13 protein-coding genes are annotated in these 12,767 nt (G+C 71.7%); 1 reads left to right on the top strand and 12 read right to left on the bottom strand.

From position 1 onward, the window contains the following. Positions 1 to 5: 5 nt before the first annotated feature. Genes hisF through rpe form a run of 4 tightly spaced genes read right to left on the bottom strand, consistent with a single transcriptional unit; the run spans position 6 to position 2,629 of the window. Positions 6 to 782 carry an imidazole glycerol phosphate synthase subunit HisF gene (gene hisF, locus QK288_RS12800; protein ID WP_281264684.1) on the bottom strand — a complete coding sequence of 259 codons (777 nt, stop codon included), beginning with the start codon at positions 780 to 782 and terminating at the stop codon, positions 6 to 8. Between the two features lie 17 nt (positions 783 to 799). Then, on the bottom strand, positions 800 to 1,639 hold the full coding sequence (gene hisG, locus QK288_RS12805) for an ATP phosphoribosyltransferase (protein ID WP_281264685.1): 840 nt from the start codon (positions 1,637 to 1,639) through the stop codon (positions 800 to 802). A gap of 51 nt (positions 1,640 to 1,690) precedes the next feature. Beyond that, positions 1,691 to 1,954: a phosphoribosyl-ATP diphosphatase gene (locus QK288_RS12810; protein WP_281264686.1), complete on the bottom strand. Its 264-nt coding sequence runs from the start codon at positions 1,952 to 1,954 to the stop codon at positions 1,691 to 1,693. Positions 1,955 to 1,963: 9 nt separating this feature from the next. Further along, the gene (gene rpe / locus QK288_RS12815) at positions 1,964 to 2,629 is read right to left on the bottom strand and encodes a ribulose-phosphate 3-epimerase (protein WP_281264687.1); all 666 of its coding nucleotides are present in this window, start codon (positions 2,627 to 2,629) and stop codon (positions 1,964 to 1,966) included. 35 nt (positions 2,630 to 2,664) lie between these two features. Between rpe and QK288_RS12820 the strand changes: the two genes are divergently transcribed. Further along, the gene (locus QK288_RS12820; RefSeq protein WP_281264688.1) at positions 2,665 to 3,228 is read left to right on the top strand and encodes a hypothetical protein; all 564 of its coding nucleotides are present in this window, start codon (positions 2,665 to 2,667) and stop codon (positions 3,226 to 3,228) included. Positions 3,229 to 3,236: 8 nt separating this feature from the next. Here the strand turns inward: QK288_RS12820 and QK288_RS12825 are convergent, their stop codons facing one another. The 8 genes from QK288_RS12825 to rpoZ form a co-directional block, all read right to left on the bottom strand. After that, entirely contained in the window at positions 3,237 to 4,148 is a 912-nt protein-coding gene (locus tag QK288_RS12825; RefSeq protein ID WP_281264689.1) for an Abi family protein, read from the bottom strand. A 105-nt stretch (positions 4,149 to 4,253) separates the two neighbouring features. Next, positions 4,254 to 5,753 (bottom strand): transcription antitermination factor NusB, encoded by a 1,500-nt coding sequence (locus tag QK288_RS12830; RefSeq protein WP_281264690.1) that lies wholly within the window; start codon positions 5,751 to 5,753, stop codon positions 4,254 to 4,256. Beyond that, positions 5,750 to 6,682 carry a methionyl-tRNA formyltransferase gene (fmt, locus tag QK288_RS12835; protein WP_281264691.1) on the bottom strand — a complete coding sequence of 311 codons (933 nt, stop codon included), beginning with the start codon at positions 6,680 to 6,682 and terminating at the stop codon, positions 5,750 to 5,752. Before fmt ends, QK288_RS12830 begins: the two co-directional genes overlap by 4 nt. Positions 6,683 to 6,702: 20 nt before the next feature. Continuing rightward, positions 6,703 to 7,887, bottom strand: coding sequence for a glycine C-acetyltransferase (locus QK288_RS12840; protein WP_281264692.1), 1,185 nt, complete (start codon positions 7,885 to 7,887; stop codon positions 6,703 to 6,705). Continuing rightward, positions 7,887 to 8,939 (bottom strand): L-threonine 3-dehydrogenase, encoded by a 1,053-nt coding sequence (gene tdh, locus QK288_RS12845; protein WP_281264693.1) that lies wholly within the window; start codon positions 8,937 to 8,939, stop codon positions 7,887 to 7,889. The genes QK288_RS12840 and tdh overlap by 1 nt, the downstream gene beginning before the upstream one ends. 303 nt (positions 8,940 to 9,242) lie before the next feature. Next, complete coding sequence (locus tag QK288_RS12850; protein ID WP_281264694.1) at positions 9,243 to 11,222, bottom strand: primosomal protein N'; 1,980 nt, start codon at positions 11,220 to 11,222, stop codon at positions 9,243 to 9,245. Positions 11,223 to 11,230: 8 nt separating this feature from the next. Next, a complete protein-coding gene (gene metK / locus QK288_RS12855) occupies positions 11,231 to 12,445 on the bottom strand; it encodes a methionine adenosyltransferase (RefSeq protein ID WP_281264695.1) in 1,215 nt (404 codons plus the stop codon). Positions 12,446 to 12,450: 5 nt separating this feature from the next. Further along, a complete protein-coding gene (gene rpoZ, locus QK288_RS12860) occupies positions 12,451 to 12,717 on the bottom strand; it encodes a DNA-directed RNA polymerase subunit omega (RefSeq protein ID WP_281264696.1) in 267 nt (88 codons plus the stop codon). Between the last annotated feature and the right edge of the window lie 50 nt (positions 12,718 to 12,767).

The raw sequence follows: 12,767 nt of genomic DNA on the forward strand, positions 1-12,767 counted from the left end.
GGCTCCTAGCGTACGGCGTGCCCGGTCCCCCGCAGCGCGTCCTTGACGTCCCCGATGGTCATCTCCCCGCGGTGGAACACACTCGCGGCGAGGACCGCGTCCGCGCCGGCGTCGACGGCCGGGGCGAAGTGGTCGAGGCTGCCGGCACCGCCGGAGGCGATCACGGGGACCGACGACACCGCACGGACCGCGGCGGTCAGCTCGAGGTCGAACCCGTTCTTCGTGCCATCGGCGTCGATCGAGTTGACGAGCAGCTCTCCCGCGCCCCGCTCGACGGCTTCCCGCGCCCAGGCGATCGCGTCGAGGTCCGACTCGGTGCGGCCGCCGTGGGTCGTCACGACGAACCCGGAGGGCATCCGGTCCGACCGCTTCACGTCGAGCGACAGGACGACGGCCTGCGCGCCGAACCGGTCCGCGATCTCGCCGACGAGGTCGGGCCGGGCGATCGCGGCGCTGTTCACGCCGATCTTGTCCGCGCCGCACTGCTGGAGTCGTGACACGTCGTCGACGCTCCGGACGCCACCGCCGACCGTGAGCGGGATGAAGACCTGCTCGGCGGTGCGCGTGACGGTCTCGTACATCGTGGACCGGTTCTCGACGGTCGCGCCGACGTCCAGGAACGTCAGCTCGTCCGCACCCTGCTCGTAGTAGCGCGCCGCGAGCTCGACGGGGTCGCCGGCGTCCTGCAGGTCGAGGAAGTTCACGCCCTTCACGACGCGTCCACCGGACACGTCGAGGCAGAGGATCACGCGGACCGCGACCCCGCCGCGAGTGCCGCCCACGGCTCCGGTCGCCGTGGTCACAGTCGTGCCGCGTGGATCGGGCTGACCAGGATGGCGCGGGCGCCGAGGTCGTAGAGGGCGTCCATGATCAGGTTCGCGTCGTCGCGCGGGATCATCACGCGGACGGCAGCCCAGTCGCGTCCGTGCAGCGGCGAGACCGTCGGCGATTCGATGCCGGACGCGATCGCCGTCGCCTGCTCGAGCAGTTCGGTGGGGATGTCGTAGTCGAGCATCACGTAGCCGCGGGCGACGAGGACGCCCTGCAGCCGGCGGCGGAGCACGTCGATGCCCGCGATCGTCTCGTCGGTGGTGATGAGGAGCGCGGTCGACTCGAGGATCACCGGCCCGAAGATCTCGAGCCCGGCCTGCCGGAGGGTGCTGCCCGTCGAGACGACGTCCGCGACGGCGTCGGCCACACCGAGGCGCACGGCGCTCTCCACGGCACCGTCCAGCTTGACGAGCGTCGCGGTGACGCCGTGCTTCGCGAGGAACTCCCCGACGAGTCCCGGGTAGCTGGTGGCGACCCGGACGCCGTCGAGGTCCTGCAGGGCCGTGAACCGACCGGGCGTACCGGCGAAGCGGAACGTGGAGTCGGCGAAGCCGAGCGCATCGACCTCGTGCGCGGTCGACCCGGAGTCGAGGAGCAGGTCGCGGCCGGTGATCCCGACGTCGAGCGCGCCGGACCCGACGTACGTGGCGATGTCCCGCGGGCGCAGGAAGAAGAACTCCACCCCGTTGCGGTCGTCGACGAGGTGGAGCGCCTTCGGGTCACGGCGACCGGCGTACCCGGCCTCCCGCAGCATCTCGGAGGCGGTCTCGGAGAGTGAGCCCTTGTTGGGCACGGCGATGCGGAGCATCAGGGGGTCTGCTTTCTGGTGGAGGTCTGGTGACGATTCTGGAGGCGAGGCCTACAGATGTCGCCAGACGTCCGCCGGGGTGAGGCCCTTCGCGACCATCAGCACCTGCAGGTGGTAGACGAGCTGGGAGATCTCCTCGGCCGTGCGGACGTCGCCTTCGTACTCGGCGGCCATCCAGACCTCTGCGGCCTCTTCCACGATCTTCTTGCCGATCTGGTGCACTCCGGCGTCCAGTTCGGCGACGGTGCCGGAGCCCTCGGGGCGCGTGGCGGCCTTCTCGGTCAGCTCCGCGAACAGGTCGTCGAACGTCTTCACGCTCCCAGGCTACCGTCCTGCGAGCGCACGTTGCGCCGCGTCGCGGAGGTCGGCGATGCGCGATGCGGGCTCGCCGCCGTAGACGGCCGAGCCTGCGACGAGGGTGTCCGCGCCGCTCTGCACCGCCTGGGGCACGGTGTCGACACCGATGCCGCCGTCGACCTCGAGCCAGACGTCGAGCCCGGAGGCGTCGACCGCTGCCCGTGCGTCGGCGAGCTTCGGCATGACATCGGGCATGAACGACTGCCCACCGAAGCCGGGCTCCACCGTCATGAGCAGGATCATGTCGTACGCGTCGAGGTGTTCCAGCACGGGCGCGATCGGGGTCCCTGGCTTCACCGCGATCGCCGCGCGGGCGCCGTTCGACCGGATGGCCGCGGCGGTCGCGACCGGGTCGGTGGCCGCCTCGAAGTGGAACGTGACGCTCGCGGCGCCCGTCTCGGCGTACTGCGGGGCCTGGCTGTCGGCGTCGGTGATCATCAGGTGCACGTCCAGCGGCACCGGCGACACCTGCTGCAGGCGCTGCACGATCGGCAGCCCGAGCGTCAGGTTCGGCACGAAGTGGTTGTCCATCACGTCGACGTGCACCATGTCGGCGGTCGCGATGCGGTGGAGCTCACGCTCGAGGTTCGCGAAGTCGGCGGACAGGATGCTCGGCGAGATACGGATCGTCACCCCACGAGCCTACCGGCGCACGTAGGCTGCAGATCGTGACCGATGATCAGATCCGCACGGATGCGGAGTCGATCCGCGTGCGGATCGAGTTCGGCGAGGACCGTGGTGTGCCGTTGAGCGAGACGATCGCTGCGCTCGAGGACGTGCACGAGGCGGTCGACCTCGCCTTCTTCCTCGCGCACGGCGATGCCCGTCGCTGGGAGCACGGCGGAGGCCGGGGGCAGGTGCGGCTCGACGAGCTGGATCACGGCACGCCGGTCTCGATCGACCTCCGCTTGGTCATGTCCGGCGGCCTCGGGCTGACCCACCCCGAGGTCCTCGAAGGGGTGACCGCCGTCGAGGCGGTGCTGCGCGCGGCATGGTCGAGCGCGGCCGCGACCGGCGCAACGACAGTCGACGACGCCGAGAAGCACGTCCTGGAGGCGATGGAGCGAGTCGCGTACGAGGCTCGTGGAACCGACCTGGCCTGGCGCATCCGCGAGGCCGAGGAGCACCGCGCTCCGACCTCCGACGGCAACCAGGGCAAGGGCGCCCGCTTCGTGCGAGCCGCGGCCCGCCTGGTGACGAAGCCCGCCTTCGTCTTCCGCGTCGACCGCTGACCGCGTCGTCAGGACGCTCGTCGCCAGAGTGGGAGTTCCCGCCAACCGTCGCGCGTCCCGATCACGGCAGGCGGCACGAATCGGACGGCGGGCTGGCTGTCGACGACTCGCGACATGAGACGCGACGGTCCGATGCCCTGCTCGTTCCGGAGGAACTGCACGAGGGTCAGCTGACCGAAGGTCCGGTTCATACTGGCCGCGGCGAAGTCCAGGGAGCGGTCGGATCCGGCCCCAGGCAGCCTCGGTCGCTTCGAGTAGACACGATTGAACAGCCGACCGTGGTGGGCGCATGCGTTCCGCACGGTGTTGAGCGCGCGGAGCCACGAGGTCAGCTGGGGAGCGCGGAGCGAGTACTCAGTGGCGATCGCCTGCTGCACGACCGGCGGAGCGAACTCGAACAACCGCACCAGCCCACCCCAGTCGAGCACCTCGACGGCCGCCCAGACCGGGAGCACGCCGGCGTACTGGTTGCGATGGTGCTCGACGAAGTCCTCACGAGACATGGACACGCTGGTCTCGAACTTCCGACGCCACACCGAGTAGGCATCTCCCCTCCGAGCCAACGGGCCGAGAATCTCGGGCGCGAGGTGAGCGGTTGCGTCGAGACGGCCGAGCGCATGACCCAGGTGGGCACGGACCGAGAGCTCGACGGGCGCGAGCGCTTCGAAGACCGCGGTCCGGAGCCGCTCGTCGAACTCGTACAGAGCGATCACGTCGGCGAAGGACGCTCCTCGGCGGAACCCATCGAGCCGACGTCCGTCCTCGACCCGCCGGAACGGGTACCAGTAGCCACTCAACCGGTAGTAGTTGACCCGAGCGAGCCACGTCAGCGCCTGCTGGGGATCGTCGACGATCAGCCCGCGATCGAGCAACTGCTGGAGCTGCTGTTCGTACGATCTGAACTGCTTCGGCGCCCCCATCCGTCGCCTCCCCGGCCGAAAAAAGGACCGGCCCTGGACCTGCGAGCAGGCGGAACCGGTCTTGTGCAGCCAACATATCACCCGGGCTGCACGGGGTGCAACCCGTCAGGCGACGCGACGGAACAGCGCGATGAACATCGCGTCCGTGCCGATGCGGTGCGGCCAGAGCTGCGCCGTCATGCCGTCGGGGACCTGCGGATCACGCGCGGCCACCGACCGCACGACCGACGCCGTGTCGACCTGCTCGAGCACCCCGCCGTGCCGTGCCATCAGCGCGTCGACCTGCCCGCGTGTCTCTGCCAGGTGCGGCGAGCACGTCACGTACGCCAGGGTCCCGCCGGGTGCCAGCACCCGGACCGCCGCGTCGAGCAGCTCGGCCTGCAGCGCCGCGAGCTCCTGCACGTCCTCCGGTACCTTCCGCCAGCGTGCCTCCGGCCGCCGGCGCAACGCACCGAGTCCGGTGCACGGCGCATCGAGGAGCACGCGGTCGAACGTCACGCCGGAGCCGTCGAGCCCGTACCGCCGGCCGTCTCCCTCGACGACGGTGACCGTGTCGCCGAACCCCGCGAGGGCCTGCTTCACGAGTCCGACACGCGTTGGCACGAGTTCGTTGGCCACGAGCGTCGCGCCGCCCTGCGCAGCCTCGGCGGCGAGCAGCGCGGCCTTGCCGCCTGGTCCGGCGCACAGGTCGAGCCAGCGCTCCCCCGCGCGGACCGCCGACGCCCGGCTCAGTGCCAGCGCGGCGAGCTGCGAGCCCTCGTCCTGCACCCGCAGTCGCCCGGCCGCGACCCCGGGCACGCGGGCGGGATCGCCGGTGACGCCGCGGATCCCGACGGGCGACACCGGCAGGGCGTCGGCGTCCGTCACGACCTGGGACACCGGCACGGGAGGCTCGGCACCGTCCGCGTCGTCGGCCTCCGGTTCGTCCGTGGCCGGTTCCACCGCGGTGGTCGCGGTGGCGAGGTCGTCCTCCGTCGCGAGACCGGGCAGCGCGGCGAGCTGCACACGGGGTGCGACGTCGTCCGCCGCGAGCAACGCCACGAGTTCGTCGCGGGAGCGCTCGGCGGCGAGGGCGTCGCGGAGCGCCGACACGACCCAGGTCGGGTGCGACCACCTGGTCGCGAGGAGGGCGTCCCCGGACAGCCCGCGGGTGATCTCGGCGTCCCACTCGTCCGGCGTCTTCGCGGCGACCTTGCGCAGGACGGCGTTCACGAAGCCCGTGGCACGGCGGGCACCGACCTCGCGGGCGAGCTCGACCGTCGCGGACACCGCGGCGTGCACCGGGGTGCGCATCGCGAGGAGCTGATGGACGCCGAGGCGCATGACGTCGAGCACGTCCGCCTCGATGTTCACGACCCGCCGTCCCGAAGCCGCTTCCACGATGGCGTCGTACCGGCCGATCATCCGGATCGTGCCGTACGTCAGCTCGGTGGCGAACCCGGCGTCGCGAGCGGAGAGCGCGGCTCGGCGGATACGGGTCGGGAGGAGCAGGTTCGCGTAGGCGTCGTCGACCTGCACGGCGCGGATGACGTCGAACGCGACGCGGCGTGCGCTCGGTCCGCGGACGGTGCGCGCCGGTTGCTGGTGCTGCTGGTGGGGGCTCATGCGAGGGTCTTCCCGTCGAGTTCGCCGAGCCCGCGGGCCCAGGCGGCGGCGTCCATCGCCTTCTTGCCCGCCGGCTGGACCTCGGTGAGCACCAGCGGACCGTCACCGGTCCCGACGAACAGCCGACCGCCCTGGACGGCCAGCGCGCCGGGGGCGAGCGACGGGGCGGGGTCTCCCGGGCCTCCCGACCGTGCCACGCGGAGCAGCTTGACGCGCGTCTCCCCCAGGTACGCGAACGCTCCTGGTTCCGGCGTCACGCCGCGGATGCGGGCGTGCACGGCGGAGGCGGGCTCGGCGAAGTCGATCCGGCCGTCCTCGATCGTGGTCTTCGGAGCGACGGTCGGCTCGCCGACCTGCTCGGTGGCGGTGGCGGTCCCGGCGGCGATGCCCTCGACGACGCGGGCGACGACCGCTGCGCCCGTCTCGGCCATCGCGGCGAGGACCTCGCCCGACGTGGCCTCCGGTCCGATGACGAATGGTTCGGCGGCGAAGACCGGCCCGGCGTCGAGCGCCTCGACGAGCTGGAACACGGTCGCGGCGGTCGTCGTGTCCCCCGCCATGACGGCACGCTGCACCGGGGCCGCGCCGCGGTACGCCGGCAGGTCGGAGAAGTGCAGGTTGATCCAGCCGTGCCGCGGCGCGTCGAGCGCCGGACGGCGGAGCAGCGCGCCGTAGGCGACGATGACGCCGAGGTCGACGTCGAGGTCGACGAGCTGCCGGGTGACGTCGTCGTCGACGCGGGACGCCTCGATGACGGGGAGTCCGAGCTCCTCGGCGACCCGCGCCACCGGGGTCGGGGCGAGCACGCGCTTCCGGCCCTGCGGCGTCGGCGGACGCGTCAGCACCGCGGCGATCTCGTGGTCGGAGGCCGCGAGCCGGCGGAGGGTGGGGACGGCCGCAGCGGGGCTGCCGGCGACGACGAGACGCATGGGTTCGATCCTCCCATGCCTCAGGTCGTCGTCGCCGCGTCCCGCGACTCGGTGAACGCCTGCACGCACGCCTCGATCTGCTCCTCGGTGTGCGCGGCGGAGAGCTGCACGCGGATGCGGGCACGCCCCTTCGGCACCACGGGGTAGCTGAACGCGGTGACGTAGACCCCTCTGCTCTGCATCTCGTCGGCGATCCGTGCCGTCAGGGCCGCGTCGTGGAACATGACCGGCACGATCGGGTGCTCACCGGGGAGCAGCTCGAACCCGGCGTCGGTCATCCGCGTCCGGAAGCGCTCGGCGTTCCGCACCAGGCGGGCCCTGGCGTCGTCGGAGCGTTCGATGAGGTCCAGCGCCGCAACCGTCCCCGCTGCGATGACCGGCGCGAGCGAGTTCGAGAAGAGGTACGGGCGCGAGCGCTGCCGGAGCAGGTCGACGATCTCCTTCCGGCTCGACACGTACCCGCCGGACGCGCCGCCGAGTGCCTTGCCGAAGGTGCCGGTGTAGACGTCGACCCGGTCCGCGACCCCGCAGTGCTCCGGCGTTCCGCGACCGTGCTCCCCGATGAAGCCGACGGCGTGCGAGTCGTCCACGATGACCAGGGCGTCGTAGCGGTCCGCGAGGTCGCAGATCTCCGCGAGCGGTGCGATGAAGCCGTCCATCGAGAACACGCCGTCCGTGACGATCGCCCGGAAGCGCGCGTCCCCCGCGGCGACGAGCTGCGCCTCGAGGTCCTGCATGTCGCGGTTCCGGTAGCGGTACCGCTGTGCCTTGCAGAGTCGGACGCCGTCGATGATCGAGGCGTGGTTGAGCTCGTCGGAGATGATCGCGTCCTCGGGGCCGAGCAGCACCTCGAACAGCCCGCCGTTCGCGTCGAAGCACGACGAGTACAGGATCGTCGCCTCGGTGCCGAGGAACGACGACACCCGGCGTTCGAGGTCGAGGTGCAGGTCCTGCGTCCCGCAGATGAACCGGACGCTCGCCATCCCGTAGCCCCAGCGGTCGAGCGCGTCCTTCGCGGCGCCGACCAGGTCCGTCGAATCGGCGAGCCCGAGGTAGTTGTTCGCGCAGAAGTTGAGGAGCTCGCGCCCGTCCGCGTCGATCGCGGCGCGCTGGGGACCAGCGATGCCCCGTTCGTGCTTGGTGAGTCCAGCGTCCTCGATGCCCGCGAGTTCGCTCGCCAGGTGGTCCTTGATCGCGCCGTACATCAGTGCTCCGTCCAGTCGATGACGACCTTGCCGCCGTCTGCGGTCGCTGCCGCGTCGAATGCCTGCTCCCACGCGTCCGCGGGGAACCGTGCCGTCACGAGTGACCCGATGCGGTCACGCAGCGCCGTGCTCGTCTGCAGCATCGAGCTCATGGCCTGCCAGGTCTCGAACATCTCGCGGCCGTAGATGCCCTTCACGGTGAGCATGTGCGTCACGACGAGTCCCCAGTCGACGGCGATCGTGCTCGACGGCAGGCCGAGCATCGCGATCCGACCGCCGTGGTTCATGTTCGCGACCATCGAGGGCAGTGCGTCCGGCGCTCCGGACATCTCGAAGCCGACGTCGAACCCCTCGCGCATGCCGAGGTCGTGCTGCGCCGCTCGGATCGCCTCGGCACCGCCGGCCCGGACGTCGACCGCGGCGTCGGCGCCCATCTCCGTCGCCATCGCCAGGCGGTTCGCGCTGACGTCCGTCCCCACCACGAACCGGGCTCCGGCGTGCCGGGCGACCGCGATCGCCATGAGGCCGATCGGTCCGCACCCCGTCACGAGCACGTCCTCGCCGACGACCGGGAAGGCCAAAGCGGTGTGCACGGCGTTCCCGAGCGGGTCGAACAGCGCGCCGACCTCCGGCTCGATCGTCTCGTGGTGGACCCAGACGTTCGCGCCGGGGAGCGTCAGGTACTCGGCGAAGGCGCCGTCCCGCTGCACGCCGAGACCCTTCGTGCGGATGCACATCTGACGGCGACCGGCGCGGCAGTTCCGGCAGGTGCCGCACACGATGTGCCCCTCTCCGGAGACCTGGTCCCCGACCGAGACGTCCCGGACGGCGGCGCCCACCTCGACGACCTCGCCGAAGAACTCGTGCCCGGGGACCAACGGCGCGGTGACGGCGGAGGCTGCCCAGTCGTCCCATCGTCTGATGTGCAGGTCGGTGCCGCAGATGCCGGTCCGGAGCACCCGGATCAGGACCTCGTCCTCGGTGGGGACCGGCACGGGACGGTCGACCATGACCAGTCCCGGGGCGGCATCGGGCTTGTACAGCGCTCGCATGGCGTTCACCTCGTCGTGAATGTCGTCTGGCGGCGACTCGTGGTCACCGCCCTTCACCCTGGCACAGGTCGCGGCGGGGTTGCGGCGGTCGCGGGGTGTCGACTCGGAACGACACGACCGCTGTCGTACGACAGCGAGGTCGTCGCTTGTTGCACACGCGCACAGTTCTTCCCTGCAAGCAGCGACACGAGCGTTGTCGTACGACAGCGGCGTCGTCGTACGAGGTCGGCGCGAGAAGTTGTCACGCGAGGTCGGCGCGAGACGTCGTGGCGCGCGGGCGCGGGCGCGACCACCCGCCGCGCGTCACACCTCGGAGAAGGGCTCGGCGTCGTCGAGCCGCGCGCGGAGCGCAGGAGCCGCACGCCGCTTCTCGCCGCCAGGGAGCACCCGGCGGGTCGAGGAGCGCCGGATGACCTCGGCCTTGAGCGTCGCCGCGACCTCGGTGCCGTGCGCGTACGGGAAGCGCACGATCGCGCGGACCGTGCCGGGGACCGGGTCGTCGACGGGCACGGGACCGAGCACGGGACCGACCGGGGCGTCGCCGAGCGCCTCGACCGCCGCGGTCACCGCCTGCTCCGTCCCGGTCAGCGTCGCCACCCGGACGGCCGGCGGGAAGAGCAGCTCGCGGCGGTCGACGAGCTCGTCGTGCGCGGGACCGTCGAGCTGCCACAGGGCCATCGCGGTCGCGAGACGGCCACCGATGCCGACCAGGTAGACCTCGGTACCCGGTGCGCCCTTCGCGGCGGCGTTCGTCCAGAAGCGCAGCACTTCCTCCTGCACGCGGAGGCCCTCCCGCGCGAGCATGCGTTCGCCGTCGAGCAGCAGCACGCAGGCGTACCCACCCGGTGTCGACGGTTCCGCTCCCCGCGTCGCGACGACCACCGCGGGTCTCGCGGGGACCTCGTCGATCGGTCGTGACCCGTCCGCGACGATGATCCGGGTGCCGGGGAACGCCCGACCGAGTTCGTCCGCGGTGCGCTGGGCACCCTGACCGACGGGCTTCAACTTGCCCCCACCGCACGTCGGGCAGCGGTACCCGACCGCGAGGGCACCGCAGAAGCGGCACTGCGGGACGGCACCGTGCGTCGGGCTGCCGAGCGGGCCGCCGCACACCCGGCAGTGCGCCCGCTCGCCGCAGTCGGCGCAGACGAGCCCGGTGCCGAAGCCCGGGTTCGCGACCTGCACGAGCACCGGGCCCGTCCGGCTGGCCTCTCGTGCGGCACGCCACGCGCTGCTCGGGATCCGGGCCTGGGCGGCCGGACCGTCGGCGTTCACCTGCTGTGCGGTCGGGATGACGTTCGGCACGGGCTGGCGGTACGGCACGACGTCCTCGAGCCACTGCAGCTCGACGAGCCGCTGGACGTCGGTGCTCCTGGCGTGTGCGGCGAACAGCAGTGCGGCGCCGGACTGCGCCGCCCGGACGAGGGCGACGTCGCGCGTGTGCACGTAGGGCGCTCGCGGCTCGATGAAGGACTGGTCGCCGTCGTCCCACATCGCGATCAGCCCGAGGTCGTCGGCGGGCGCGTACATCGCCGTCCGGTTCCCGATCGCCACCACCGGGTGCGTCCGCGCCTGCAAGAGCGCCTTCGCGCGCTGACCGTTCGTCTGCTTGGCGTCGAACCGGACCACCCGTTCGACGGGGACGAGCGCGTGCAGCGCCCGTTCCAGGTCCATCACGTCGCGGAAGTCCGGGACCGCGATCACGGCCGACCGCTCGGTGGCGAGGGTCCGTGCTGCGGCCTGCGCGAGCGTCGCGGCCCAGCCGGGGACCCACACCGGTTCGTCGGCGGACCCCAGGTCGACGGGGTGTGGCACCGCTGCGACCGCCGCACGGCCGCCCTTCGCCAGGACGCCCTCCAGCACGCCGTCCCCGTAGCCCGTCACGGTCGGGGCGACCACCGTGGGTGGCACCGCGGACGTGTCCCGCGCGAGCCAGGCCTTCTCGGCCCGGACCTGCCGCGTCGGCACGGCCAGGCGCAACACGTCCGATGCCACCCCGGCTGCCCGGTCGGACACCGCGCGCGCGAGCTTCCAGATCTCCGGCGCGAGCACCGGCACCGGGCTGACGAGCGTCTCGATCGCGCTGAGCTCTCCCGGGTAGCCGCCCTCGTGCAGCACCTCGACGACGTACGCGTCGGACATCCGTGCCCCGGTGCGCAGTGGCACCTTCACGCGGACCCCCGGCACGCAGTCGTCCTCGAGCTCAGCCGGCACCCGGTAGTCGAACAGACGGTCGAGCTGCGGGAGCGGCGAGTCGAGGACGACGCGCGCGACGGTGGTCACGCGTGCCTTCAGACGGCGACGGAGACGAGTCCTGCCGCCTGGCGGAGTTCCTCGACGCGGTCGAGCTGCTCCCAGGTGAACCCGGGGAGCTCCCGGCCGAAGTGGCCGTACGTCGCGGTCTGCGCGTAGCGCGGCTTGAGCAGGTCGAGGTCACGGATGATCGCGGCCGGACGGAGGTCGAAGACCTGTCGGATGGCGGCTTCGATCGTGGCGTCGTCGACGTGCCCGGTGCCGAACGTCTCCACGTAGAGCCCGACGGGCTTCGCGCGGCCGATCGCGTAGGCGACCTGGACCTCCAGCCGGTCGGCGAGCCCGGCGGCGACGGCGTTCTTCGCGACCCAGCGCAGGGCGTAGGCAGCGGAGCGGTCGACCTTCGACGGGTCCTTGCCGCTGAACGCGCCACCACCGTGCCGGGAGGCACCGCCGTACGTGTCCACGATCACCTTGCGGCCGGTGAGTCCGGCGTCGCCCTGGGGACCGCCGATCTCGAAGCGACCGGTCGGGTTCACGATGACCTCGACGTCTGACGAGTCGAGTTCCGACAGCGCCAGGACCGGTCGGATGACGTGCTCGGTGATCGCCGCGGTCAGTTCGTCGAGCGTGACGCTCGGCGAGTGCTGCGTCGACACGACGACGGTCTCGACGGTCTTCGGGACGACGCCGTCGTACCCGACGGTGACCTGGGTCTTGCCGTCGGGACGCAGGAACGGCAGTTCACCGGACTTGCGGACGGCGGCCAGGCGCTCGGCCAGCCGGTGTGCGAGCCAGATCGCGACGGGCATGTACTCGGGCGTCTCGTTCGTCGCGAAGCCGAACATGATGCCCTGGTCACCGGCGCCCTGGCGGTCGAGCGCGTCGACGCCGGCACCCGAGCGGGCGTCGAGCGACTCGTCGACGCCCTGCGCGATGTCCGGCGACTGCGCGCCGATGGAGACCTCGACACCACAGGTGTGGCCGTCGAAGCTCACCTCTGACGAGTTGTACCCGATGCCCGTGATGACGTCGCGGACGATCTTCGGGATCTCGACGTAGCCCGACGTCGTGACCTCGCCCGCGACGTGCACGAGCCCGGTCGTCACCATCGTCTCGACGGCGACGCGCGCGTGCGGGTCCACCGCGAGGAGGGCGTCGAGGATGCTGTCCGAGATCTGGTCGCAGATCTTGTCTGGATGCCCCTCGGTGACCGACTCGGACGTGAAGAGGCGCAGGGTGCTGGACGTCACCGGGGTCAGACGGTGGGCTGCGGCTGCTGCTTGGTGGCGGTGAGCTTGTCCTCGTTGATCTCGTGGAGGGCCACCGACAGCGGCTTGTCGTCGATCGTGGAGTCGACGAGCGGACCGACGTTGTCGAAGAGCGAGCCCTCGTGCAGGTCGGCGTAGTAGTCGTTGATCTGGCGCGCGCGCTTCGACGCGAAGATGACGAGCGCGTACTTCGACTCGACCTTGGACAGCAGGTCGTCGATGGGCGGGTCGATGATGCCCTGGGGGTTGGCCATGGTGTCTCCTGTCGACGGAAGTTCGGTCGCACCCGGCGGGGCGCAGTCGC

Source organism: Curtobacterium sp. 9128 (assembly GCF_900086645.1).
GTDB lineage: Bacteria > Actinomycetota > Actinomycetes > Actinomycetales > Microbacteriaceae > Curtobacterium.

Coding starts and splice junctions, on each gene's coding strand:
- rpoZ (WP_281264696.1), bottom strand. CDS start 12,717: ATGGCCAACCCCCAGGGCATCATCGACCCGCCCATCGACGACCTGCTG.
- QK288_RS12825 (WP_281264689.1), bottom strand. CDS start 4,148: ATGGGGGCGCCGAAGCAGTTCAGATCGTACGAACAGCAGCTCCAGCAG.
- hisG (WP_281264685.1), bottom strand. CDS start 1,639: ATGCTCCGCATCGCCGTGCCCAACAAGGGCTCACTCTCCGAGACCGCC.
- QK288_RS12830 (WP_281264690.1), bottom strand. CDS start 5,753: ATGAGCCCCCACCAGCAGCACCAGCAACCGGCGCGCACCGTCCGCGGA.
- tdh (WP_281264693.1), bottom strand. CDS start 8,939: ATGCGAGCGCTGTACAAGCCCGATGCCGCCCCGGGACTGGTCATGGTC.
- QK288_RS12840 (WP_281264692.1), bottom strand. CDS start 7,887: ATGTACGGCGCGATCAAGGACCACCTGGCGAGCGAACTCGCGGGCATC.
- fmt (WP_281264691.1), bottom strand. CDS start 6,682: ATGCGTCTCGTCGTCGCCGGCAGCCCCGCTGCGGCCGTCCCCACCCTC.